The sequence below is a fragment of the Afifella sp. IM 167 genome, assembly GCF_020144925.1.
GTDB lineage: Bacteria > Pseudomonadota > Alphaproteobacteria > Rhizobiales > Afifellaceae > Afifella.
Genome location: NZ_NSLC01000001.1, coordinates 172024 through 195920 on the forward strand (window position 1 = coordinate 172024; position 23897 = coordinate 195920).

Consider the following 23897-nt stretch of genomic DNA (forward strand, 5'->3'; position numbering starts at 1 on the left):
GAGTCGCGGACCCGCCCTTCCGAGAGACTTCACGTCGGCGGGCATCGGGGGTGCCCGCCGTTCATCCGCGGCGGAGACACGAAGAAGCTCTCCGCTCGCAACGGAGCGCGCAATGCGAATGAACCTGAAGACTTCCCTGGTCGCCGCCTTCGGCTTCCTGTCCGTCCTCATTCTCGGCCAGGGACTGCTCGCCTATGTCAATTTCTCGAAGATCAACGAGGCCGTAAAATCCGAGGCGACCGGCTGGATTCCCAGCATCGAGGTCCTCGACAAGCTGAAGGCGGCGATCCGTGAGCTGCACATCGCCGAAGCGACCCACATCATGTCGGCGCGCCCCGACCGCGTCACCGCGGCCGAAGCCGACATCGTCGATGCGCTCGAGGACATCGTCATCCTCCAGGAAACATACGAGCCGCTCATCACCAACGACGAGGAGCGCGGGCTCTACGACGCCTTCTCCGACCACCTGCAGGACTACCTCGTCGCGCATACCGACATGCTCGAGCACTCCATCCTGATGGAGAAGCAGGCGGCGCGCGAGATGTACAAATCGACGATGCTCGACGCCTTCAACGTGATTGCGGGCGACCTCGACCGGCTGATGCAGTTCAACAGCGACGGAGCCGCCGCCGAATACGAGAAATCGGTCGGCACCTACGCGATGACCCGCTATCAGATGATCGTCACGACCGGCCTCGGCTCGCTGCTGGCCGCCGCTGCGATGGTCTTCGTCGTCCTTTCCGTCATCCGGCCGCTGGGCCGCATCACCTCGGTCATGCACGATCTCAGCAACGGCGAGCTTGAGACCGAGATTCCCTATGCCCAAAAGCGCAACGAGATCGGCGAGATGTCGAAGGCGCTGTCGGTCTTCCGCGACGGTCTCGCCGAGACGGAGCGGCTCCGCGAGGAGCGGATCGAACAGGCGCGCCGCGCCGAGGAGGAGAAGCGCCAGGCGATGCACGACCTGGCCGACCGCTTCGAGGCCGAGGTCTCCAGCGTCGTCGGCTCCGTCTCGTCCGCCGTCGCCCAGCTCAAGCAGTCGGCGGCGACGATGAGCGCCTCGGCCGAGGAGACGAACCGGCAATCGACCATCGTCTCCGCCGCCGCGGAGGAAGCCACGAGCAATGTGCAGACGGTGGCTTCCGCCGCCGAGGAGCTCGCCGCCTCGGTTCGCGAAATCGGCCAGCAGGTGACGCTGGCGACCTCCATCGCAGGCGAGGCGAACGGCCAGGCGACCGTCACGGTCGATACCGTCCGCTCTCTGGCTTCCAGCGCCCAGCGGATCGGCCAGGTCGTCAGTCTCATCACCGACATCGCCGCGCAGACCAACCTCCTCGCCCTCAACGCCACCATCGAGGCGGCGCGCGCCGGCGAGGCCGGCAAGGGCTTCGCCGTCGTCGCCATGGAGGTGAAGACGCTCGCCGAGCAGACCTCCAAGGCAACCGGCGAGATCTCCCAGCAGATCGGCGCGGTGCAGGAGGCGACCGGCAAGGTGGTCTCGGCCATCGAGGGAATTTCCGGCACGATCGGGCAGATCGACGAGATCTCCTCCGCCATCGCGTCCGCCGTCGAGGAGCAGGGCGCGGCGACCGGCGAAATCGCGCAGAACGTCCAGCAGGCCGCCGAGGGCACGCAGGGCGTCTCCTCCAACATCCTCGTCGTGGCGAAGGCGGCAAACGATACCGGCCGCGTCTCGTCCGAGATCGTCGAGGCCACAGCCGAGCTCGACCAGCAGGCCGCAACGCTGCGCAGTCAGATGGAAACCTTCATCGCCAAGGTGCGCGCCGCCTGAGGCGCACTTGAAGAAATGGGAGAGGCGCGCTTTGGCGCGCCTCTGCGTCTCCCGCCCTCAGCGCGGCAAGCTTCGCGCGGAGCAAAGGGGGGCAAAGAGCCAGCCCCGCGCAAGATTTCGCCCGTACCGATTCCCGCAGAAGTTGGGAAACCCCGCCGCGGCACACAGGCGCTCGCGCCAAAGCCGCAGAGACGGATGTCCCTGAAACTGCGGCGGGCGCGGCAATCTCCCGCCAGCTACAGGCAAGATCGCCAAGCTAGACGAGGTCTAGTGCGTGACGGAGAGACGATGCGAGCGAACACCAACAGAACCCCGGCAATCGCGGCGACGATCTTCTTTGCCCGCATGCCGGGCCGCGCCTCGCTGGCGGCACCGAACGCCGCACGGGCACACCATGCCCGTCGCGCCTTGCCTGCTTGGGCCTTCTGGAGCGCCTGCAGCGACCAGGTCCACCACGAGATCGAAAGGAATCAGGCTGCCTGAAAAAGCCGCGGCCGCCACGGAGATGGCCGGCATGACAAGCGGACAGACAGGTATCCAGACCCGAATTGCCGGAGAAAAGGCATGGATGAACTGCTACGCGAATTCCTGACCGAAACGAACGAGAGCCTCGATGTCGCCGACGCCGAGCTCGTCAAGTTCGAGCGGGAGCCGAACAACGCCGGTATCCTGAACAACATCTTTCGCCTGGTTCACACGATCAAGGGAACCTGCGGCTTCATCGGTCTTCCCCGGCTTGCCACTCTCGCCCATGCGGCCGAGACGCTGATGGACAAGTTCCGCCAGGGCATGCCCGTCACGCCGCAGGCGGTCAGCCTGGTCCTGCAGACGATCGACCGCATCAAGGAGATCCTGCAGAAGCTCGAAGCGAGCGAGGGCAAGGAGCCGGAAGGCAGCGACAGCGATCTGATCTCGCTTCTGGAAGCGATGGCCGCCGGCGGGGGCGCTGCCCCGGCCGAGCCGCAGGTGACGGCCGGCACGCTCGTGCCGCAGGTTCTGGAGCGCCCGCTGCTGCCGGGCGAGGTGCCGCTCGACGAGCTGGAGCGCGCCTTCCGCGAGACCGAGGTCGAAATCGAGGTGGCCAAGCCGGCCAAGGCCAAGGGCCGCGGCAAGAAGGCCTCCGTCGAAGAGGTGCCGGCCGAAGCGAAGGCTGTCGTTGAGCCGGCGCCAAGCGAGCCGGTCAAGGGCGCGCCGGCAAAGAGCGAACCCGCAAAGCCCGCCGAGGAAGCAGCAGCCGCCTCATCCTCCTCCGCCAACAACCTCTCCAACCAGTCCATCCGGGTCAATCTCGGCGTGCTGGAGCACCTGATGACCATGGTCTCGGAGCTGGTGCTGACCCGCAACCAGCTCATGGAGATCGCCCGGCGCCAGGAAGATTCCGACTTCAAGATTTCCCTGCAGCGCCTCTCGACCGTGACGGCCGAGCTGCAGGAGGGGGTGATGCGCACCCGCATGCAGCCGATCGGCCATGCCTGGCAGAAGCTGCCGCGTATCGTGCGCGATCTCGCCCAGGATCTCGGCAAGCATATCGAGCTGGAGATGATCGGCGCCGATACCGAGCTCGATCGCCAGGTTCTCGATCTCATCAAGGACCCGCTGACCCACATGGTCCGCAACTCCGCCGACCACGGCCTGGAGGGCCCGGACGACCGGCGCGCAGCCGGCAAGTCGGAGAAGGGCAATATCCGCCTCTCCGCCTTCCATGAAGGCGGCCATATCATCATCGAGATCACCGACGACGGGCGCGGCCTCAACACCGATCGCATCCGCGAAAAGGCGCTGGAGAACCATCTCGCCACCGAGGCGGAGCTCGCCAAGATGACGGATGCGCAGATCCATCGCTTCGTCTTCCATGCCGGCTTTTCCACCGCCGAGAAGGTGACGAACGTATCCGGTCGCGGTGTCGGCATGGACGTGGTGCGCTCCAACATCGAGCTGATCGGCGGCAACGTCGACGTGCGCTCTCAGCAGGGCAAGGGCTCCACCTTCGTCATCAAGATCCCGCTGACGCTGGCGATCGTGCCCGCCCTCATCGTCGAGGTGGCGCAGGAGCGCTTCGCCATCCCGCAGCTTGCCGTCGTCGAGCTGGTGCGCATCCAGCCGGGCTCGGAGCACAAGGTCGAGCGCATCAAGGATGCGCCGGTGCTGCGCCTGCGCGACAAGCTGCTTCCGATCGTCCATCTCGGTCATCTCCTCGGCCGGGTGAGCGAGGCGGAGGAAAAGGAGCTTCAAAGCGGCTTCATCGCCGTCATGCAGGTCGGCAACCAGACCTTCGGCGTCATCGTCGACCGGGTGTTCCACACCGAGGAAATCGTCGTGAAGCCGATGTCCTCGATGCTGCGCCACATCGGCATGTTCTCCGGCTCCACCATTCTCGGCGACGGCACGGTGATCATGATCATCGATCCGAACGGCGTCGCCCAGAACGCGGCCACGACCGTGGACGCCGCCCTCAGCGAAGCCGCGGCCGAAATCGCCGGCCAGCTGGACGGCATCGACGCGGCGGTTTCCATGCTGCTCTTCCGCGCCGGTTCGGCCGAGCCCAAGGCGGTGCCGCTGTCGCTGGTCACGCGCCTGGAGGAGTTCGAGGTCGACAAGGTCGAGTATTCGAACGGCCGGCCGATCCTGCACTACCGCGGCGCCCTCATCCCGCTCGTTTATGCCGACCAGATGATGGAGCCGAAGCGCGAAGGCACCCAGCCGATGCTGGTCTTCTCCGACAACGGCCACACGATGGGCCTCGTCGTCGGCGAGATCGTCGACATCGTCGAGGAGCGACTGGAAATCGAACTGCCCTCCGATATGCCGGGCATGCTCGGCAGCGCGGTTCTCGGCGGCAAGGCGACGGAAGTGCTGGATGTCGCCTATTTCCTGGCGCAGGCCTTCGGCGACCGCATCACCGAGCCGGAGGGCAATTCGGCCGGCCGCGTCCTCTTCGTCGATGCCAACCCCTTCTACCGCAACATGGTGCAGCCGATGCTGCGCGGCGCGGGCTACCAGGTGGTGGCGTGCGAGAGCAGCGAGGACGCCCTTGAGATGCTCGCCGGCGGCGAGCGGTTCGACATCGTCATGGCCGACGTCGACCAGCCGGGTCCGGACGGACGGACCTTTGCAGAAGCGGTTCGGGCGATCCCCGGCCTCGAGCACATGGCCCTGATGGCCGTGAGCGGTTCGGCGACACCCTCCGCACACGAGCGCAGTCGCATGAGCGGCTTCGACGGATGCGTCGGCAAGCTCGATCGCGCCGGCCTGATCGCAGCGCTTCGCTCTGTCGAGACGCATTATGGAGAAGCTGCATGAGCGACATCATCGAGGTGGGCAACGTGCCCTCCACCAAGAACCAGTACGTCACCGTCCGCATCGCAGGACAGCTCTTCGGCCTGCCGATCGATGCCGTGCACGAGGTCTTCGTCCCCGAGCATGTGACGCGTGTCCCGCTGGCGCCGAAGGAGGTCCAGGGCGTCCTCAACCTGCGCGGCCGCATCGTCACCACGATCGACCTGCGCCAGCTCCTCGGTCTTCCGCCGCAGGACTCCGATCGCAAGATGGCGGTGGGCATCGAATACAAGTCCGAATCCTTCGGCCTGATCATCGACGAGGTCGGCGAGGTCCTTTCCCTCGACGAGGCCACCCGCGAGCCCTGCCCGCCCAATCTCGATCCGCGCTGGGCCGAGCTGGTGGAAGGCGTCCACCGCGTCTCGGGCGAACTGCTGCTCGTTCTCGATGTCCAGGCCTCGCTCGCGGGCGTCACCGCCGCCCTGGCCGCCTGATTGTCCGCAACCTTAGATCCAGGACAAAACGAAATGACCACCTGTCTCGTCGTCGACGACTCCTCCGTCGTGCGCAAGGTCGCGCGCCGCATGCTGGAAAAGCTCTCCATCGAGGTGCGCGAAGCGGAGAACGGCGTCGTGGCAATGGAGCGATGCACCGAGGCGATGCCCGACGCCATCCTTCTGGACTGGAACATGCCCGTCGCCACCGGGCCGGAATTCCTGAAGGCCCTGCGCGGCCGCGAGGACGGCGCCGCCCCGCGCGTCATCTTCTGCACCACCGAGAACGACCTCGATCACATCGCCGCCGCCCTTGAGAGCGGCGCCGACGAATACATCATGAAGCCCTACGACGCGGACATCCTGCGCGAGAAACTGGAGGCGGTCGGCGTCCTTGAGGCCGCGGCATGAACCCGCCTGCCCGCCATGTCGGGGAAATCTCGGCCGGTGCCCGCACGCGCGAGGAGCCGATCCGCGTCATGGTGGTGGACGATTCCGCCTTCATTCGCGGCATCGTCGCGCGCTGGATCGGCGAAGAGCCGGACCTCAGCATCATCGCCTCGCACAGCAACGGCCGGCGCGCCGCCGACGACGTGGCGCGCTCGCGGCCCGACGTTGTCATCCTCGATATCGAGATGCCGGAGATGGACGGGCTGACCGCCCTCCCTCTCATCCTGGAGCGCCATCCGGGCACCGCCGTCATCATGTCCTCGACGCTGACGCGCCGCGGCGCGGAGGTCAGCATCCGCGCCCTGACGCTCGGCGCATCCGACTATGTGCCGAAGCCGGATTCCACCAACGGCCTCCTCAGCGCGACGGAGTTCCGCAAGGATCTCATCGCCAAGGTCCGCAGCCTCGGCGCCGGCGCGCGCCGCCATTCGCGCTTCCGGACCGGCGGGGCCCCCGCGGCGCCCGCGCCGCGCACGGCCGCGCCGTCGGCGCGTAGCTCTTCCGCCGGCGCGCGTGCCGCACAGAAGATGCGGCCGATCTCCATGACCGCCGTGAAGGCGCTCGTCATCGGCTCTTCCACGGGCGGCCCGCAGGCCCTGACGAAGTTCTTCGGCGATGCCGGCAAGGCGCTCGGCAACCTGCCGGTCTTCGTCACTCAGCATATGCCCCCGACCTTCACCACGATTCTCGCCGAGCACCTTGCCAAGGCCGCCGGCAGGCCCGCGGCGGAAGGCGTCGACGGAGAAGTCGTCCAGTCCGGCCGCATCTACGTCGCCCCCGGCGGCAAGCACATGCTCGTCACCAAGACCGGCGGCCAGGCCGTCATCCGGCTGTCCGACGCTCCGCCGGTCAACTTCTGCAAGCCGGCCGTCGACCCGATGTTTCGCTCGGCCGCCGAAGTCTACGGATCCGGCACGCTAGGCGTCGTGCTGACCGGCATGGGCGCGGACGGGGCCAAGGGCGCCGTCGTCATCGCCGATGCGGGCGGCACGGTGTTTGCCCAGGACGAGAGCTCCAGCGTCGTCTGGGGCATGCCCGGCGCCACCTACGAGGCGGGTGCCTGCGCCGACCTTCTGCCGATCGCCGATATGGGCAACCGGGTCGTGAGACTGATTACAGGGGGACGCGCATGATTTCGCCCGCCGACTACGAGTTCTTCCAGCGCTTCCTGAAGCAGCGCTCGGGCCTCGTCCTTGCCGACGGCAAGCAATATCTTCTCGAAGCCCGGCTGACGCCGATCGCCAACACCTTCGGCGTCCAGAGCCTGACGGCGCTTGCACAGCGGCTGCGCCAGCCCGGCGCCCACACCATCGAGGAAGCGATCGTCGACGCCATGACGACGAACGAATCCTCCTTCTTTCGCGACAAGACGCCGTTCGACGCCTTCAAGACGCTGATGCTGCCGACGCTCATGAAGAGCCGCCCTATGACGCAGCCGCTGCGCATCTGGTGCGCGGCCGCCTCCTCCGGTCAGGAGCCCTATTCGCTGGCGATTCTGCTGCGCGAGGCTTCCGCGGCGCTCGCCGGCCGCAAGGTCGAGATCATCGGCACGGACATTTCCGAGGAGATCCTGAAGCGCGCCCGCTCCGGCATCTACAGCCAGTTCGAGGTGCAGCGTGGCATGCCCGTGCAGATGCTCGTCAAATACTTCAAGAAGCAGGGCGAAAACTGGGAGATCAATCCCGACATCCGCCATATGGTGCATTTCCGCACGCTGAACCTGCTCAATAATTTCTCTGCGCTCGGCAGCTTCGACATCATCTTCTGCCGCAACGTGCTGATCTATTTCGACATGCAAACCAAGCTCGACATTCTGGAGCGCATGGCGAAGAACCTGAGGCCGGACGGCTTCCTCGTGCTCGGCGGCGCCGAAACGGTCGTGGGCGTGACGTCCGCCTTCGCCCCGGTTCCCCAGCAGCGCAGCATCTACAGCCTTTCCGCCGTACCGGGGCGCAACGTCGCGGCCGCCTGACGGCGGCCCGCCAAGGCCTCGAGCGTCTGCCGAAGGCTCGTAGCCGGCCGACCCGGCTCAGGCAGGGTGCGGGCGCGCCTTGCGCCTGAAAGAGAGTCCATCGCGGATCGACAGGCCGATGAGGGCGAGGTTCGCCGCTCCTGCGGCGAGCTCCAGTCCCTGGACGAGGACGAAGGCGCCGGAAAGATCGCCGGCCGCTGCCCGCGCCTGCAGGAAGAAGGCCGAGGGCACGAGGACGAGGAGCCCGTTGAGGGCGATCACCGGCATCCTCTTCTTCTTGGCCAGAATCCGCGGATGGCGCGATTTTCCGCCGAGGCGAAAGCCGCTCGCGCCGACAAGGGCCATGGCCGGGATCAGCGCCAGCATGCCCCAGAGGATACCGGTCTTCACGGCAAGGATCGCAGCCGGATCGCCGACGATCTCGACCGCGGCCGTCGAGGTCCAGAACGTCAGGATGATGAGGAAGGCCGCAAGGCCGGCAATCGGATGAAGCGCGCGGATCATCTCTCGCCTCCTTCGCCGGGTTCTCCTTCAAGACGCACCCGCAGGCGCTGGAGCACTGCCGTCATGCGCTGGAGCTCTCCGGCACCTGCCTCTTCGGCGAGCGCATCGGCCAGCGGCAGCCAGCGGAAGAGAGCCGCCTCGAAGAGCCGCTCGCCTTCTTTCGTGGGACGCACGAGCTTGGCGCGCTTGTGAGCCGGGTTCTCCGCAAGTTCGAAGATGCCGGCGCCGAGCATCTCGTCGACGATGCGCTGCACGGACTGGCGGGCGAGCCCCATGTTGCGGGCAAGCTGCGCCACGGTGAAACCACCCTTGCCCTGCGCGACGGAGCCCATCACCTGCCAGCGGGCGCTGGTGAGGCCGAGCGGCTTCACCACATCGTCGCCGGCAGCAATCAGCGCGCCGTTGAGCCGGAAGACCTCCAGGATGAGGGCGTTGGCCGGATGCTCGAAGGGGTACGGATCATCAATCATGACAGCATACTGTCATTATGACAGTATGCTGTCAACAAGTCAGTTTCACTCGATCGTGTCAGGCGCCGAGGCGCACGACCTTCTCCAGCCGCGCAACCATTTCGTCGATCTGGCCGATCTTCGCATCCGGCACGGCCATCGCCGCCAGCCGGCGGAACTTGGCGAGAAGCGCATCCTCGCCGAGCGGGTTCTCGAAGCCGCCGATGGGCACGTCGGACCTTGCCGAAACGCGCTCACAGGAAGCGAGCACGACCTCCACCCGCGCCGCCCGCACGCCCGGCAGGAGCGCCGTCAGCTCCGGATCCTCCGTAACGCGCACCTTGTCGATGAGCGCCACCATCTTCGGATCGCGGACGACCGCCTCGGTATAGACGTCGAAATCGTTGCTGCCGTGGAGGAGCTGTGCGGCGACGTTGAAGGCGATCGAATGCTTTCCGGCATAGGCGTTGGCGACCTTGTTGCCGCCGAGCCGCGTCGCCGGATCGTAGGTGTAGACCTCAATCGCGGAGACATCCTCCGCCTTCAGATCGTGCGCCCTGCGGAGCTCGGCCACAGCCTCGATCGGGGCGTGGTTCCAGCGGCTGCAGGCGTAGATCTTGAAGTAGTTGCGGGTGAGGAAGAACTCCGAAAGCCGCGCCTCGACCTCGATCTCGAAGCGCTCGCCGAGGATCTTGCCGAAGACGCTGTCGAGCGCACCCGGCTCGCCGCAGAAGCCCGCAAGCGCGAAGCGCGCCGCCAGGAGGCCGTTATGGTTGGTGAAGCCGGTGAAAAGGTTGCGGGCCGAGGCGCCGGTATTGGCCGCGAGCTGCGAGGAAGCCACGGGCAGGCCGGCGGCAAGCTCGATCGCCCGCGCCGTCAGCCGCGCGTCGAAGCCGAGGAGTCGCGCCGCCCCGACCGCCGTGCCGACGATCATGTGCGTGCCGAAGGGATGGACGGCGTCGCGCAGTTTGGTCGCCCGCCCGACCCTGACGGCGATCTCGTAGGCGGCAATGAAGGCCTCCAGGAACGCCGCGCCGGAAGATCCCTCCTCCTCGGCAAGCGCCCACAGAGCCGGCATGATGTGAACCGCGGGATGGTTGACGGCAAACTGGTTGCCCTCGTCGAGCTCCAGCGAGACGCCGCCGGCGCCGTTGACGAGAGCCGCCATATGCGCCGCCGCCTTCAGCTCCGTGCCGAACAGCGAGGCCCTTCCGGCGGCAAGCCGCGGCGCGGTCTGCGCGAGGTTGCGGATCTCCGGCAGCGTCGAGCCGGCAAGCATGACCCCGAGCGTGTCGCGCACGATTAGCTTGGCGTGGTGGAGCACCTCCTCCGGCACGTCCTCCAGCTTCAGCGACAAGGCGAGATCGGCGAGCTTCCTGGCGGTCTCGGAGGGCTCCGTTTCGACGGGCTGCCAGTCGGGAGCGCTCATGCGCCCCATCCCGTCTTCGCCATCAGCTCGACGAGCTCCGGCTTGGGCACCTGCGGCATCGGATAGGTGCGCCGGCTCTGCGAAAGACCGAGGCCAAGGAAGCTCTCGGCGAGCTCGACGCTGAGGGAAGCAGGCTCGACAAGCGGCACGGGAAGGCGGTCGGCGAGCCGGCGCACGGCGTCACCATCAAGGCCACCACCGAGGCCGCCATCGAGCACGACGACATCGGCATGGTCCTCGGCAACGAGAGCCTCGGCCGCTTTCGCGATCTCGTCTTCGCCCGCATCCGGGGAGAAGCCGCGCACACCGGCGCACTGGGCGGCAAGCCCGTATTCCTGCACCAGCTTCTTCGCCCGATGCGCAACCGGCCGGGGCGTGAGGATGCCGAAGGAAGAGCCGAGCGTCAGCGCGTAATGGAAGGCCGAGCGGCCGGCCGCGACGACGGGGATGTCGAGAACGGAGCGCAGCGCATTGGCGCCGAAATCGCCGGCATTGCCGACGGAGACGGCCTCGAAGCCCTCCTTCTCGGCGCCCTGCCCGGCCGCCAGCACGGCGATATCGGCGAGCACCCAGTCATGGGCGCTCTTCAGTGTCTTCGGCAGACCTTCGGCGAGGCGCGTGACGAGCTCCGTCTCAGCGCTCGCCGCGACGCTCCTCCCCTCGGTGAGGATCATCAGGATACGGGACATCAAAGTCTCCTTGTCTCAGAGGGCCGCGTCTCAGAGAGCGGCGGCGGCATCGCCCATCTTCGCGAGGCGCTGGAGCGCCGGCGCGTCGGGCGCCGGAAAGGCGGCGCGGCTGTGCGAAAGCCTCAGGTTGATGGCGGTCTTGGCGAGCCGGTAGGTGAGCGGGCCGGGATTGATGACCGGAACCGGCAGGCGCTCGGCGAGATAGGCATGCGCCTGGTGCATCGTCGTGGAACCGAGGATGATGACATCGGCGCCATCCTCCTCGATGCACGCCATCGCCGCCTTGTACAGGGCCGGGAAGAATTCGTCCTCCTTGCCGGCGAGGAGGCTCTGGTTGTTCGGCTGGAGCCCGGCCGAGCGCAGCGAGGCGCATTTGTGGTTGAGGCCGAGCTCGGCGAGCGCCTTGGTGTAGAGGTGCCGCCAGCGGTCCCACATGGCGAGGATCGAGAACTTGTCGCCGAGCATCATCGCCGTCAGCATGGCGTGGCGGCCCGCGCCGATGACCGGGATATTGAGGACCGAGCGCAGCGGCGTCACGCCGGAATCGCTCACCGTGTCGATGCACACGGCGTCGTAGCCCTCCGCTTCCGCCCGGATGCCGGCTTCCAGGATGCCGAGATCGGCCAGCACGGAATCCTGCTGGCTGACGTAATTGACCGGAGCGATGCGGACCGGGCGGAAGTCGAACTCGATCCCCTCGCCAAGCTTCACCGAAGAGAGCTGCTGCTTGCGCATTTCAAGGTTCTCTTCCGACATCGGAAACGGCACGATCACCAGCGCTCTGGCCATGGGCTCAACTCTCCCTTTTGTGTTGTGAGGCGATTTCGGCCGCGCTCGCGCCTGCAAGCCGCCCGAGGGCGACCGCGGTGACGAGCCCGTTCCCTCCGAGATAACCGTCGGAGGAAGGGCCGGAGATGCCGCGCGCGGCCCCGCCCGCGGCAAAGAGGTTGGGAAGGGCTGTACCGCCAGCGCGCATCACCCGTGCGCCGGTATCGACGGCAAGGCCGCCCTGCGTATGAAAGAGCGCACCCTTCACCTCCACCGCCTTGAAGTGGGGCCGAAGCGGCGGGTTGCCGGAAAAGTCCCGGCCGAAGGGGTCGGCGCTCTCGCCCGACCCATAAGCCGAGACGGCCAGGAAGCTTTCTTTGAGAGCGGCGGCAGGAAGGCCGGCTTTGGCGGCAAGGCCTTCGATGTCGTCGGCCTCCAGGACCGCACCGGCTTCCATCACGCGGTGGTAGTCCGCGAAGGTGAGCGCCGGCTCCTCGCAGCGCGCATCGTAGACGGTGAAGACGGTTCCGCCCGGCTCGGCGAGAACGGCCGAGGCCTGCTCCGAATAGCCGCGCATCTCGTTGGAAAAGCGCCGCCCCTCGCGGTTCACCTGAAAACCGCCACGAATGACGAGCGCCCAGGTTACCGGAAGGGCCGGGCCGGCGGCGACGCAATGGCCCTGATAGGCGCCGAGATCGGCAAAGCCCGCCCCGAGCTGCTCGCCGAAGGCGAGCGCGATGCCGTCGCTGCCGTCATGGCCGCAATAGACGGCGTCGGACATCTCCGGGATGTGGCGCTTCACGAGAGCCGGATCGGCGCCGTAGCCGCCGGTCGCCAGCACCAGCGCGCCGCAGCCGAGCGTGACGTTCTGGCCGTCTCGGTCGGTGTAGCGGACGGCGACGACACGGCCCGTCTCGTCGGCTTCAAGCCCCTCCACCCGCGCCGAGGTGACGATCTCAGCTCCCGCGCGCCGGGCGGCGGCGAGTAGCCCTTCCTCCATCTCCACGCCCGTCCGGCTCTTCGGCACGTGATAGCGGTGCCGGCTGTGGCCCGGATAGAGAATGTCGGAAAGGAGTTCGAAGGCGACGCCGTGCGCGTCGTTCAGCCATTCGACGGCAGGGCCGGAGGCCTCCGCCACCGCGCGCGCCAGCGCCTCCTCGGTCTTGCCTTTCGCCTTCTTGACGATGTCGGCGAGGAAGAGATCGGGGCTGTCCTCGATTCCCGCCTCGCGCTGGAAACGCGTGCCCGCCCCCGGCAGCATGCCGAGCGTCAGGGCGGTGTTGCCGGCGGGTTTTGCGTCCCGCTCCAGCACGACGACGCGCGCTCCAGCATCGCGTGCGGAGAGCGCGGCACAGAGGCCGGCCGCGCCGGCCCCCACCACAACGACGTCGACGCTCCTCTCGGCCTCTGCAGCGGAGGCGAGGCGCATTTCGTCGCTCACGCGCGCCCTACCAGGAAACCATCTCGGCGACGAAGGCCCCGGTGACATGGAAGCGGTCGATGAAGCGCTTGCCCTCCTCGGGGTAGACGCCCTCGGCGAAGACGAGGCTGCCCTCGTCCGTCAGCGCCTCCACGAAGCTGTCGTAGCTCTTCTTCTTGCCGGAGCCGGCGCGCTCCACCGTTTGCGCCAGGGTGAGCGTCTTGCGCTCGGTGTCGTGCGCCTTGAAGTTCGCCGTGGCGAGCTTGGCAACGCCGTCCGCGTCGCCCTTCACCAGCGCCTCGGCGAAGGCCGCCGCGACCTCGGTGGCGGGCGGAAGCGGCGGGCCGGGCACGCGCGAGACGCCGCCGCGCGCATAGGAGCTCGGCGCGACTTCCTTGATGACGGTGATGACGGCTTCCGGCGGCGCGGCCATCACGGACCGCACCACACGGGTCATGCCCTTCATCAGCCGCGCCTTGGTGTCGGCGTCGTAGCCGGAAATGAGGGTCGTCTCGACAACGGGCATTTCTTTGCTCCAGTCAAAAAAGGGGTTTCAGGCGGCGGCGATCTCGGCCGTCACCTCGGCGATGGTTGCGACCCGGCAGACCGGCTTCAGAGCCGCGATCGCCGTCTCGTGGATCTCGCGCGTGAAGGCCGCCGAGCCGTCGGAAAGGACGGTCGTGTCGAAGTCGCGCACATGCGCATCGCGCACCGTGGAGGCGACGCCGCCATTGGTGACGATGCCGCCGATGATCAGTTTTTCGATCCCGCATTTGCGCAGGACCCATTCCATCCGCGTCATGTAGAAGGCCGAATAGGCGACCTTCTCCACCGTGAGATCGGCGGGCTGCAGCTCCTCCACGAGGCTGTGGCCCCAGGAAGCGGGCGCGAAATCGCCCTTCTTCAGGAAGGGACGCATCTTTTTCAGATGCGGCGAGATCAGCGGCTCGCCGCCCTTGGCCGGCACCAGCGTGAACTGGGTGGAGACGAACCAGCCGCCCTTTTGGCGCATCAGCTCGGCAAGCGGGCGGATGCGCGCCGGCAGCGCAGCGATCTCCGGCGCGCTCTGCCCGGCCCGCCCGTAGGCGCCTTCCGGATGCAGGAAATCGTTCTGCAGGTCGACGGTAAGAAGCGCCGTCTTCTCCAGGGAGATCATTTCCGCGCTCATCAGCGCCGCTCCACGATGACGTTGCCGAATTCGTCGATGCGGGCGGTCAGGTCGGGGTCGACCACCGTCGTCGCGTCGGGCTGCTCCAGGATCGCCGGTCCCTCGATCACCGTGCCGACCGGAAGGGCGAGCCGCGCATAGATCGCCGTCTCGTGCCAGCCGCCGTCGAACCAGACCTGCCGGCTGCCGAGCCTCGCCTTTTCGGCATCCGCTTCCGCCCCGGGCGCGAGCGCGGCGAGATCGAAATGCGGACGCCGGCCGATGGCGGCAGTGCGCAGGTTGACGATGCGGATCGGCACGCCCGGCAGAAGCCGGCTGAAGGAGGTGCGGTAGGCCTCGTCGAAGGCCGCCTTGATCGTGGATTCCGAAACGCCCGTCGTGCCGTTCTCCACCGTCACGGGCAGCGGCACGGCAACGGTGTGCGTCTGGCCGACATAGTGCATGTCGAGTTCGAATGTGACGTCGATGCGCTCCACCGAAAGCCCGGCGGCTTCGACCACCGCCTTCGCCTCGCCGGCCTCGGTCACCATGCGCGCGTCGAGCGCGGCGGCGTCGATGCCTTCAAGGCCGAGATTGACGGTCTGCACCTGGTCGTGACGGATATCGGCGATGACGCAGCCGAGCGCCGAGGTGACGCCCGGAAAGCGCGGCACCAGCGCGGCCCTGAGGCCGACTTCCTTGATCAGCGAGCCGGTATGCAGCGCCCCGCCCCCGCCGAAAGGCACGGCCGCGAACTTCGACGGATCGTGACCGCGCTCGATGGAGACGAGCCGGATCGCGCCCGCCATCTTGGCACCGGCGATCTTCACGATCGCCTCGGCCGCCACCATGACGTCGAGCCCCAGCGGTTTCGCGACATGCGCCTCGATCGCCGCCTTCGCCGCTTCCAGGTCGAGCCGCTTCAGCGCCCCGCCGATCGGCTTTTCGGCGTTGATGCGCCCCAGCACGACATTGGCGTCGGTCAGCGTCGGGCGGGTGTTGCCCTGGCCGTAGCAGACCGGGCCCGGCCGCGAGCCGGCGCTTTCCGGCCCGACCTGCAAGAGCCCGCCCGCATCGACATGGGCGATGGAGCCGCCGCCCGCGCCGATGGTGGTGATCTCGATCATCGGCGTGCGGATGACGAGGCCGAAATCGATGGTCGTCTGGGCCGCGAGCGCCGTCTTGCCGTCGACGACGAGGGAGACGTCGAAGGAGGTGCCGCCGAGGTCGCCGGTGATGACGTTCGGATAGCCCGCCGCCCTGGCGATCGCAGCCGCGGCGATGACGCCGGCGGCGGGGCCCGAGAGCGCCGTGCGCACCGGAAGGCGCCGCGCCGTCTCGGTCGACATGACGCCGCCATTCGACTGGACGATGTGGAAGCGTCCCGAAAAGCCCTCGGAGGCGAGCGCCTCGTCGAGCTTGCCGAGATAGGAGCCGACCACCGGCTGCAGATAGCCGTTGAGAGCCGTCGTGGAGGTACGCTCGAACTCGCGGATCTCCGGCAGGATCTGGCTGGAGGCGGCGACATAGGCGTTCGGCCAGACGGACTGCACGGCTTGAAGCGCCAGGCTCTCGTTCTGCGCATTGGCGTAGGCGTTGATGAAGACGATGGCGACGGCCTCGCAGCCCTTGGCCATCAGCTCCTTCGCCGCCGCGCGCGCCTCGTCCGGATCGAGCGCATCGCGGATCGTCCCGTCGGCGAGCGTGCGCTCGTTCACTTCAAGGCGGAGGTCCCGGTCGATGACCGGAACGAAATCGCCCCACAGGCCCCAGGTGTAGCGCCGGTCGCGGCGACGCATCTCCAGTGCGTCGCGAAAGCCCTTGGTGGTAATGAGGCCGACCCGCGCGCCCTTGCGCTCCAGGAGCGCGTTGGTGCCGACCGTCGTGCCGTGGACGACGGAGGAGAGTTCGGCGATGTCGCCGAAGCTCTTCAGCCCCTCCAGGAAGCCGACGGATTCGTCTCCCCGGTTGGAAGGCACCTTCGCCGTGCGGAAGGCACGCGCCGGCTCGTCATAGTAGAAGAGGTCGGTGAAGGTGCCGCCGACATCGACGCCGACGATGCGCCCCTGCCGGATCGAGAAGGGCGCGTTCATGCTGCAATCCCCTTGCGCAAGGCGCTGGTAGCCGCCTCGTCGATCGTCCCGTCCTCGCGGACGGCGACGCCATAATCCTTGCGCGCCGCCTCGGCGCTGACATAGCCGAGGCGAACGTCGCGCCCGACAAGGGCGGCATCGCGCGTCATCGGATCGCCCCATCCGCCGCCGCCCGGCGATTCCAGGCGGACCGCGCGGCCCGCCGCCAGCGGCACGCCGGTGATCTTGGAGACAAAGGGCGGGGAATGCTCGCCGTCTTCCGCTTCCCAGGTGAAGCGGTTGAGCGCGGCGGAGCCGCCCCCCTCCACGCCGAACGGGGCGACCTTGCCTCGCTCGCCGAGAAGCGAGACGGTGGCGTCCGAAAGCGCCTCCACCTCGTAGATGGCGCCGACGCCGCCGCGATGCGCGCCCGCGCCGGCCGAATCCGGGCGCAGCGCCCATTGCCGGAACATTACCGGATAGCTCGCTTCAAGAATCTCCGCCGGCGGGATTGTCGCCGTCGAGATCGGGTTGTTGGCGTGGTTGAGCCCGTCGCTCTCCGGATTGCCGCCGAGGCCGCCGCCGAAGAAGGAGAACATCACCCAGCGCGAGCCGTCCCCGCGGTAGCCGGCGAGCGAGAGCGCGTTGATCGTGCCGAAAGGCGCGGCGGTGGCGCGTTCCGGATCGGCCTGCGCCAGGGCGCCGAGCATCACGCCGATCAGGCGCAGGATCGTCTCGGTGTAGCCCGCCATCGGCTTCGGCGCCGTCGCGCCGAGGAGCGTCGTCGGCGGAATGACGAAGTCGATCGGCTTCAGGCAGCCGGCATTGGCCGGCACGTCGGTGAAGACATGCTTCAGGGCGACGTAGCAGCAGGCCGCGGTGGTGGCGTAGGAGATGTTGATCGGCCCCTGCGCCGGCGGCGAGGAGCGCGAGAAATCGAGCACCATGCGCTCGCCCGAGATGGTGAGGTCGAGCGCGATGGTCAGAAGGTCGTCGGTGATGCCGTCATTGTCGAGCACGTCCTCGAACGAATAGGTGCCGTCCGGCAGCGCCGCGATGGCGCTGCGCATCAGCGCCTCGGCGCGGCCGGAGAAGGCGTCGAAGGCCTCCCGCAGCGTCGGCGCGCCGTATTCGGCAAGGAGGGTACGGAAGCGCCGCTCGCCGAGATCGAGGGCGTTGATCTGACCGTTGAGGTCGCCCCAGTTGGAGGTCGGCACGCGCGAATTGGCGGCGAGGATGTCGACGATGTCCTGGCTGAGCTTGCCGGCCGAGAAGAGCTTCACCGGCGGAAAGCACACGCCTTCCTGGAAGCTCTCGGTCGCCTGCGGATTGTAGCCGCCCGGCACATTGCCGCCGATATCGAGCCAGTGGCCGACCGAGGCGAGCCAGCAGAACAGCTCGCCCTCGTGGAAGATCGGCCGCACGAGGCGGAAATCGTTGAGATGCGTGCCGCCGAGATAGGGATCGTTGAAGAGGAAGGTGTCGCCCTCTTCAAGGCCCCCTTCCCGGCCCACCTTGTCGATGACGGCCTTCACGGCGAAGGCCATGGCGCCGACGAAGATCGGCAGGCCGCTGGAGCCCTGCACCAGTGTCTCGCCGGTCGTGGCGTGGTAGAGGCCGTGGCAGGCGTCGCGCGCCTCGGCGATGATCGGGTTGAAGGCGGAGCGAAAAAGCGTCGCGTCCATCTCGTCGGCGATCTGCTCCAGGCGGCCCTTCAGGACCGCCAGCGTGACGGGATCGATCGTCGTCATGCCGCGTCATCCTTCCTCGTCTTGGCGGCGGGCTCATAGGTCTCGTAGGCGCGGCCGAGATCGAGCATCTCGGGCGTGCCGATCAGCGCGTTGAGGGCGGTGAAGTCGAACATCCGCTCCTTGAAGGGCTCGTTGGTGCCGTGCTGATGCAGCGAGCGGTAGTAATCCTGCGCCGTGCGCGCCATCGCCCGCACGATGCCGCCCGGGAAGATGACGATGGAAAAGCCGAGCTCGCCGAGCTCCGCCGCCGAGGCGAGCGGCGTGTCGCCGCCTTCCACCATGTTGACGAGCAGCGGCCGCCGGCTGCCGAGGGCCTTGGTGATCGCGGCGAGCTGCTCGCGCGAGCGCGGCGCTTCCACGAAGAGGATGTCGGCGCCGGCCTCCGCATAGAGTTCGGCGCGCTCGATCGCCGCCTCGAAGCCTTCCACGGCCACGGCGTCGGTGCGGGCGATGACGAGCGTCGCCTCACTGGCGCGCGCATCGACCGCCGCCTTCACCTTGGCCGCCATCTCGCCGGCGGAAATGAGGCTCTTTTCCTGCAGATGCCCGCAGCGCTTGGGCATCGTCTGGTCCTCGATCTGGATGGCGTCGGCGCCGGCCCGCTCGAAGGTGCGGATGGTGCGCTGCATGTTGAGCGCATTGCCGTAGCCGTTGTCGGCATCGACGATGAGCGGCGTCGGCACGCGGTCGCGCACCAGCGCGATGACACTTGCCACCTCGCTCATCGAGACGAGGCCGATATCGGGCCGGCCGAGGCGCGTATAGGCGATCGCCGCGCCCGAAAGGTACAGCGCCTCAAAGCCGGTGCCCGCGGCGATCGACGCCGTCAGCGCGTCGCAAACGCCAGGGGCCACGACCGGCTTTCGAAGCTTCAGTCTCTCCCTCAGATCCATCTCATTTTTCCTCAAGCGCCGGCTCCGCCAGCAGCGCGTCCAGTTCGGTCAGGTCGCCCTCGCCATCCAGCGCATCGACGGCCGCGCGGATGCGGGCCGCATGCGCCTCGCCCCAGACGGGCGTGGCGAGGTTCATGAATTTCTCCAGGATCTCCGCATCCGAATAAGGGTCTGCGGCATCGCCCCGGTTGGTGAAGGTCTCGCCGACGATCTCGGTACCGTCCTCCATGCGGATGGTGACGCTCGCCGGCCGCTTGGCCGGCAGCATCGCCGTCATCGCCGGGTCCTCCTCGACGCTGACGCGCTTCGCCAGCGCCCGGATATCCTCGTTGGCGAGCGCCGCGCCGCGGAACGCTTCCACCGAGGCCTCGCCGTGGTGGAGCATCGTGGCGACGCAGAAGGGCACGGAGAACTTCGCCGCGAGCATGTTGCCGGGCGCATTGCCGTCGAGCTGGGCGGCGAGCGAATAGGTCTTCACGGCGATGGAGGCGACCGATTTCGTGTCGATCGGCCCGCGGCCGGCGAGAAGCCCGGCCACCACGTCGAGCGCGCCGTGATTGAAGCGGCAGGCGGCGTGGCGCTTGAAGTAGTTGCGCTGGACCTCCCAACGCGTTCCAAGCTCCTCCACCATCACGGCGGGGTCAAAACCCTCGCCGAGAATGCCGCCATAGACGCTGCGCGGCCCGTCGACCTCGCCGGTGAAGCCGCTCGCCACGAGATCCCAGGCGGCGATGCCGTTGCGCGCCGAAAAGCCCGCGAAACTGTTCCGCACCGTCGCCCCTTCCAACATGGTGCGAAGGCTCGCCCCGACGCTGAGCGTGGAAGAGACGTTGATCGTCTGAATGAGATCGCCGGCGCTCGCCCCGTCGAGATAGGCGGCGGCGAAGGCGGCACCGATCGTGCCCCAGGTGCCGTGCGGATGGACGGTCGGGCGCAGCCGGCAGGAAGCGCCGATGCGCGCCCCGACCTCGTAGCCGAGGAGAAAGCCGAGAAGGAAATCACGGCCGGAGATATCCGAGGCCGGCCGCACGGCGAGCGCCGCCGGCAGGACATGGATGCCGGGATGGCCGCGCGCGAAGGAATTGCCCTCGTCGAGCTCCAGCATCGTGCCGGCAACGCCGTTGACGAAAGCCGCATCCTCGCCGCGCATGCGCTTGCCGGAGCCGATGGCGGGCGCGCCCGGCCCGGAATGGCGGGCGGCGAGCCGGGAGGCGAGCTTCTTCGTCTCGCCCTCCTGCATGCCGGCGGCGACAGCGCCGATGCAGTCGAGGACGACGAGCTTTGCCTGCTTCGCGAGGGGCTCGGAAAGGTCGTCCCAGGAAAGCCCGGATGCGAAGGCCCCCCAGCGCGTGAGCCAGGCGGGCTGCGGCTCGGCGAGCAGGACCGATGCCGGCACGAGTTTGGGCGTGACGAGTGTCATGTGGCTTTCCTAAAGTCCGAGATAGGCGCGCTTGAGTTCCGGATCGCCCGCCACATCCTCGGCGCGGCCCGAAAGGGTCACGACGCCGTTCTCGATGATGTAGACGCGGCTGGCGATCTCCAGCGACTGCACGACGTTCTGTTCCACCAGCATGATGGTCATGCCGGCCTCGTTGAGCTTGCCGATGAGCGTGAACATCTCCTCCACGAGGAGCGGCGAAAGGCCGAGCGAAGGCTCATCGAGGATGAGGAGCAGCGGCTCGGCCATCATCCCGCGGCCGATGGCGAGCATCTGCTGCTCGCCGCCCGAAAGCGTGCCCGCCGGCTGGCCCCGGCGCTCTTTGAGGCGCGGAAACGCCTCGTAGACGCGCTCCAGATTGGCCGCGCGGTTCTTGCGGGCGCGCCGGTAGCTGCCGAGTTCGAGGTTCTCGCGCACATTGAGGTTCGGGAAGATCTTTCTTCCCTCCGGCACCTGGATGAGTCCCGCCTGCACGATGGAGGCGGAGGAGGCGCCGGTGAGGTCGCGCCCCGCAAAGACGACCTTGCCGGCGCGGGGGGAGATGGTGCCGGAGATGACGCTGTTCAGCGTCGTCTTGCCGACGCCGTTGGAGCCGAGCACGGCGACGATCTCGCCGGCGCCGACGGAAAGGTCGATGCCGCGCAGGACTTCCACCTGGCCGTAGCCGGCCTTGAGAGCGGAGACCTCAAGCATGGCCGGTCTCCATCCTGGCGAGCCTTTCGGCCGCGCCCTTGCCGAGATAGGCCTCCACGACCTGCGGATCGGTGCAGACCTTCTCCGGCGCGCCTTCGGAGATCATCCGTCCCTGCGACAGCACATAGACCTGCTCGCAGAGATTCATCACCGCCTGCATGACGTGCTCGATCATCAGGATCGTCACGCCGTCCTCGCGGATCGCCTGGATCACCGGGACGATGTCGCGGACCTCCGAGGGATTGAGGCCGGCCAGCACCTCGTCGAGCAGGAGGAGCTTCGGCTCCGTCGCCAGCGCCCGGGCGAGCTCCAGCCGCTTGCGCCCGGCCACGGTGAGGCTGGAGGCGGGCTTGGCGAGATCCTCGCCGAGCCCGACGCGGTGCGCCACCGCATCGGCCTTGGCGTGCGCGTCGGCGGCCGATCTGTGGCGCAGATACGCCCCGACGGCGATGTTCTCGCGCACATTGAGGCCGGCGAAGGGCTGCACGATCTGGAAGGTGCGCGCGATGCCGAGCCGCGCGCGGATATGCGGCGCCTCGCCGGTGATGTCCTCGCCTTCCAGGACGACGCGGCCGGAGGTCGGCTTCAGGAAGCCGGCGATGACGGCAAAGAGCGTCGTCTTGCCCGCCCCGTTCGGCCCGATGAGGCCGACGATCTGGCCTTTTCGGACCTCCAGCGAGGCCGCATCGACCGCGACGAGGCCGCCGAAGCGCTTGGTGACGGTTTCGACCTCGAGCATTACGCGGCCTCCTCGGTCTTGGGCGCGGGCGTGGCGGCCTTTTCGGGCTCCGGCCGCGGCCTGCCGCGAAAGCGCAGCTTGTTGATGAGGCCGAGAATGCCGCCCGGCGCGAAGCCGACGACGAGGATGAGGACGGCGCCGTAGACGGCAAGGTCGATGCCCGGCACGCGGCCGGCGGCGAGCTTCGTCACCTCGCCGAGCCCGTGCAGCGAGAAGGCGCCGATGATAGGCCCGAGCACGAGGCCGCGCCCGCCGACCATGGCCGCCAGCAGCGCCTCGATGGAGATCCAGACGCCGTAGGCGATGTTGGCGTCGATATAGAGGAAGTACTGCAGGTAGAGGCAGCCGGCCGTCGCCGTGATGGCGCCGGATATGGTGATCGCCCGCAGCTTCACGGCGAGGACGTCGACGCCGAGCGCCTTCGCCGCCTCCTCGTTTTCGCGCACGGCCACGAGATGCGCGCCGAAGCGCGAATTGGCGATCCACTGCGAGATGAACAGCGCCAGGGCGACGAAGAAGAGCGCCAGCCAGACGAAGGCCGCCCGGCTGGAGAACTGCAGGTTCCAGAAGCCGGTATCGAGCTTCAGGAGAAGGCCCGCCGCGCCGCCGGTGAATTCCATGGCGTTGGCGAGAATGCGCAGCACCTCGGCGAAGGCGAGCGTGACGAGCGCGAAGTAGGAGCCTTTCAGCCCGGCGCGAAAAGACAGGAAGCCGATGATCCAGCCGACGACGGCGCCCCCGGCGATCGCGGCGGCGAGCGCCACCCAGGCGTTGACCCCGTAATGCACCTGCAGCATCGCCGAGACGTAGGCGCCGGTGCCGAAGAAGGCGGCATGGCCGAAGGAGTTCTGGCCGCCGACGCCGCCCAGGAGATTCCAGCCCTGCGCCGTCAGCGTGATGATGAGGACGAAGACGACGAAGTTGAGGACGACGTTGGAGGCGACGAGGAAGGGCAGCGCCGCCAGGATCGCCAGGACGACGATGATGGAAAGATAGCCGCGCGTCATGCCCGCGCTCCAAACAGACCGGTCGGGCGCAGGAGCAGGACCAGGATGAAGATGATGAAGATGCCGATCTGGCCGAGACTGTCGCCGAGATAGAGGCTGCACAGGCTCTCCACGACACCGATGACGAGGCCGCCCGCAAGCGCCCCGGTGATCGAGCCCATGCCGCCGAGCACGACGATGGTGAAGGCGACGAGGACGAAGGCGCCCCCGACGCGCGGATTGACGTAGAAGGTCGGCATCAGCAGGCAGGCGGCGATCGCCAGGGTCGCCGTGCCGAGACCGAAGGTGACGGCGAAGACGTGCTTGACGTCGATGCCGATGAGCTGGGCGCCGAGCTTTTCCTTGGCGACGGCGCGGATCGCCTTGCCGGTATCGGTGCGCACCAGCAGCAGCCAGAGCAGCGCCGTCACGACCACCGCACCGAGAAAGCCGTAGAGCCGCGCCTTGGAGATGAGCAGGCCGCCGATCTCCAGCACCTGGAAGGAGACGTCGGTGGAGATGGAGCGCGTGTCGGACTGGAAGAGGGCGAGCAGGACGTTCTCGATGATGATGGAAAGGCCGAGGGTGACGAGCAGGATGTTGCCGTCGTCGCCGTGGCTCGCCGGGCCGATGACGAAGCGCTGCACGACGTAGCCGAAGGCGAAGAAGAGGATCGTCAGCGGCACGATCGCCAGATACGGATCGAGGCCGAGGAAGACGTAGGCCGCCCACACGGCGAACATCGCCACGGTGAGGAAGGCGCCATGGGCGAAGTTGATGATGTGCAGGACGCCATAGACCAGCGTCAGCCCGAGCGCGATGAGCGCATAGACCGCTCCGGTCAGAAGGCCGTTCAGCATGGCCTCAGCGACGATGGAAATGGGATACATCGAGGGCTCCGCCCGATACGCGAGAAAGGCGGGCGGCGCGAAGGG

22 protein-coding genes are annotated in these 23897 nt (G+C 67.7%); 6 read left to right on the forward strand and 16 right to left on the reverse strand.

Annotated features, from left to right (window positions below):
- Positions 1-118: 118 nt before the first annotated feature.
- From CLD20_RS00865 to CLD20_RS00890, 6 genes are all read left to right on the forward strand, one after another.
- Positions 119-1792 (forward strand): methyl-accepting chemotaxis protein, encoded by a 1674-nt coding sequence (locus CLD20_RS00865; protein ID WP_224404701.1) that lies wholly within the window; start codon positions 119-121, stop codon positions 1790-1792.
- A 564-nt stretch (positions 1793-2356) separates the two neighbouring features.
- The gene (locus CLD20_RS00870; protein ID WP_224404702.1) at positions 2357-5092 is read left to right on the forward strand and encodes a chemotaxis protein CheW; all 2736 of its coding nucleotides are present in this window, start codon (positions 2357-2359) and stop codon (positions 5090-5092) included.
- Positions 5089-5562 carry a chemotaxis protein CheW gene (locus CLD20_RS00875; protein WP_224404703.1) on the forward strand — a complete coding sequence of 158 codons (474 nt, stop codon included), beginning with the start codon at positions 5089-5091 and terminating at the stop codon, positions 5560-5562. The genes CLD20_RS00870 and CLD20_RS00875 overlap by 4 nt, the downstream gene beginning before the upstream one ends.
- A 33-nt stretch (positions 5563-5595) precedes the next feature.
- Entirely contained in the window at positions 5596-5973 is a 378-nt protein-coding gene (locus CLD20_RS00880) for a response regulator (protein WP_224404704.1), read from the forward strand.
- A complete protein-coding gene (locus tag CLD20_RS00885) occupies positions 5970-7145 on the forward strand; it encodes a chemotaxis response regulator protein-glutamate methylesterase (RefSeq protein WP_224404705.1) in 1176 nt (391 codons plus the stop codon). Before CLD20_RS00880 ends, CLD20_RS00885 begins: the two co-directional genes overlap by 4 nt.
- Complete coding sequence (locus CLD20_RS00890; RefSeq protein WP_224404706.1) at positions 7142-7984, forward strand: protein-glutamate O-methyltransferase CheR; 843 nt, start codon at positions 7142-7144, stop codon at positions 7982-7984. The genes CLD20_RS00885 and CLD20_RS00890 overlap by 4 nt, the downstream gene beginning before the upstream one ends.
- A gap of 57 nt (positions 7985-8041) precedes the next feature.
- On the opposite strand, the gene CLD20_RS00895 is transcribed toward CLD20_RS00890, so the two are convergent.
- The 16 genes from CLD20_RS00895 to CLD20_RS00970 are packed head-to-tail and all read right to left on the reverse strand — an operon-like array spanning position 8042 to position 23852.
- Positions 8042-8488: a hypothetical protein gene (locus CLD20_RS00895; protein ID WP_224404707.1), complete on the reverse strand. Its 447-nt coding sequence runs from the start codon at positions 8486-8488 to the stop codon at positions 8042-8044.
- Entirely contained in the window at positions 8485-8958 is a 474-nt protein-coding gene (locus CLD20_RS00900) for a MarR family winged helix-turn-helix transcriptional regulator (RefSeq protein ID WP_224404708.1), read from the reverse strand. Before CLD20_RS00900 ends, CLD20_RS00895 begins: the two co-directional genes overlap by 4 nt.
- Before the next feature lie 58 nt (positions 8959-9016).
- Positions 9017-10366 (reverse strand): MmgE/PrpD family protein, encoded by a 1350-nt coding sequence (locus tag CLD20_RS00905; protein ID WP_224404709.1) that lies wholly within the window; start codon positions 10364-10366, stop codon positions 9017-9019.
- Positions 10363-11055, reverse strand: a complete 693-nt coding sequence (locus tag CLD20_RS00910) for an aspartate/glutamate racemase family protein (protein WP_224404710.1) — start codon at positions 11053-11055, stop codon at positions 10363-10365. The genes CLD20_RS00905 and CLD20_RS00910 overlap by 4 nt, the downstream gene beginning before the upstream one ends.
- Positions 11056-11085: 30 nt before the next feature.
- Complete coding sequence (locus tag CLD20_RS00915; RefSeq protein ID WP_224404711.1) at positions 11086-11844, reverse strand: aspartate/glutamate racemase family protein; 759 nt, start codon at positions 11842-11844, stop codon at positions 11086-11088.
- 4 nt (positions 11845-11848) lie between these two features.
- Positions 11849-13264: an FAD-dependent oxidoreductase gene (locus tag CLD20_RS00920; RefSeq protein WP_224404712.1), complete on the reverse strand. Its 1416-nt coding sequence runs from the start codon at positions 13262-13264 to the stop codon at positions 11849-11851.
- Positions 13265-13271: 7 nt separating this feature from the next.
- Positions 13272-13769: a tautomerase family protein gene (locus CLD20_RS00925; RefSeq protein ID WP_224404713.1), complete on the reverse strand. Its 498-nt coding sequence runs from the start codon at positions 13767-13769 to the stop codon at positions 13272-13274.
- 27 nt (positions 13770-13796) lie between these two features.
- Positions 13797-14411, reverse strand: a complete 615-nt coding sequence (locus tag CLD20_RS00930; protein WP_224404714.1) for a cysteine hydrolase family protein — start codon at positions 14409-14411, stop codon at positions 13797-13799.
- On the reverse strand, positions 14411-16483 hold the full coding sequence (locus CLD20_RS00935) for a hydantoinase/oxoprolinase family protein (RefSeq protein WP_224404715.1): 2073 nt from the start codon (positions 16481-16483) through the stop codon (positions 14411-14413). The genes CLD20_RS00930 and CLD20_RS00935 overlap by 1 nt, the downstream gene beginning before the upstream one ends.
- Positions 16480-18213, reverse strand: coding sequence for a hydantoinase B/oxoprolinase family protein (locus CLD20_RS00940; protein WP_224404716.1), 1734 nt, complete (start codon positions 18211-18213; stop codon positions 16480-16482). Before CLD20_RS00940 ends, CLD20_RS00935 begins: the two co-directional genes overlap by 4 nt.
- Positions 18210-19106 (reverse strand): oxaloacetate decarboxylase, encoded by an 897-nt coding sequence (locus tag CLD20_RS00945; protein ID WP_224404717.1) that lies wholly within the window; start codon positions 19104-19106, stop codon positions 18210-18212. The genes CLD20_RS00940 and CLD20_RS00945 overlap by 4 nt, the downstream gene beginning before the upstream one ends.
- Position 19107: 1 nt before the next feature.
- Complete coding sequence (locus tag CLD20_RS00950) at positions 19108-20526, reverse strand: MmgE/PrpD family protein (RefSeq protein ID WP_224404718.1); 1419 nt, start codon at positions 20524-20526, stop codon at positions 19108-19110.
- Between the two features lie 9 nt (positions 20527-20535).
- Positions 20536-21237: an ABC transporter ATP-binding protein gene (locus tag CLD20_RS00955; RefSeq protein ID WP_224404719.1), complete on the reverse strand. Its 702-nt coding sequence runs from the start codon at positions 21235-21237 to the stop codon at positions 20536-20538.
- Complete coding sequence (locus tag CLD20_RS00960) at positions 21230-21976, reverse strand: ABC transporter ATP-binding protein (protein WP_224404720.1); 747 nt, start codon at positions 21974-21976, stop codon at positions 21230-21232. The genes CLD20_RS00955 and CLD20_RS00960 overlap by 8 nt, the downstream gene beginning before the upstream one ends.
- Entirely contained in the window at positions 21976-22983 is a 1008-nt protein-coding gene (locus CLD20_RS00965; RefSeq protein ID WP_224404721.1) for a branched-chain amino acid ABC transporter permease, read from the reverse strand. The genes CLD20_RS00960 and CLD20_RS00965 overlap by 1 nt, the downstream gene beginning before the upstream one ends.
- Positions 22980-23852: a branched-chain amino acid ABC transporter permease gene (locus CLD20_RS00970; RefSeq protein WP_224404722.1), complete on the reverse strand. Its 873-nt coding sequence runs from the start codon at positions 23850-23852 to the stop codon at positions 22980-22982. The genes CLD20_RS00965 and CLD20_RS00970 overlap by 4 nt, the downstream gene beginning before the upstream one ends.
- Positions 23853-23897: the final 45 nt, after the last annotated feature.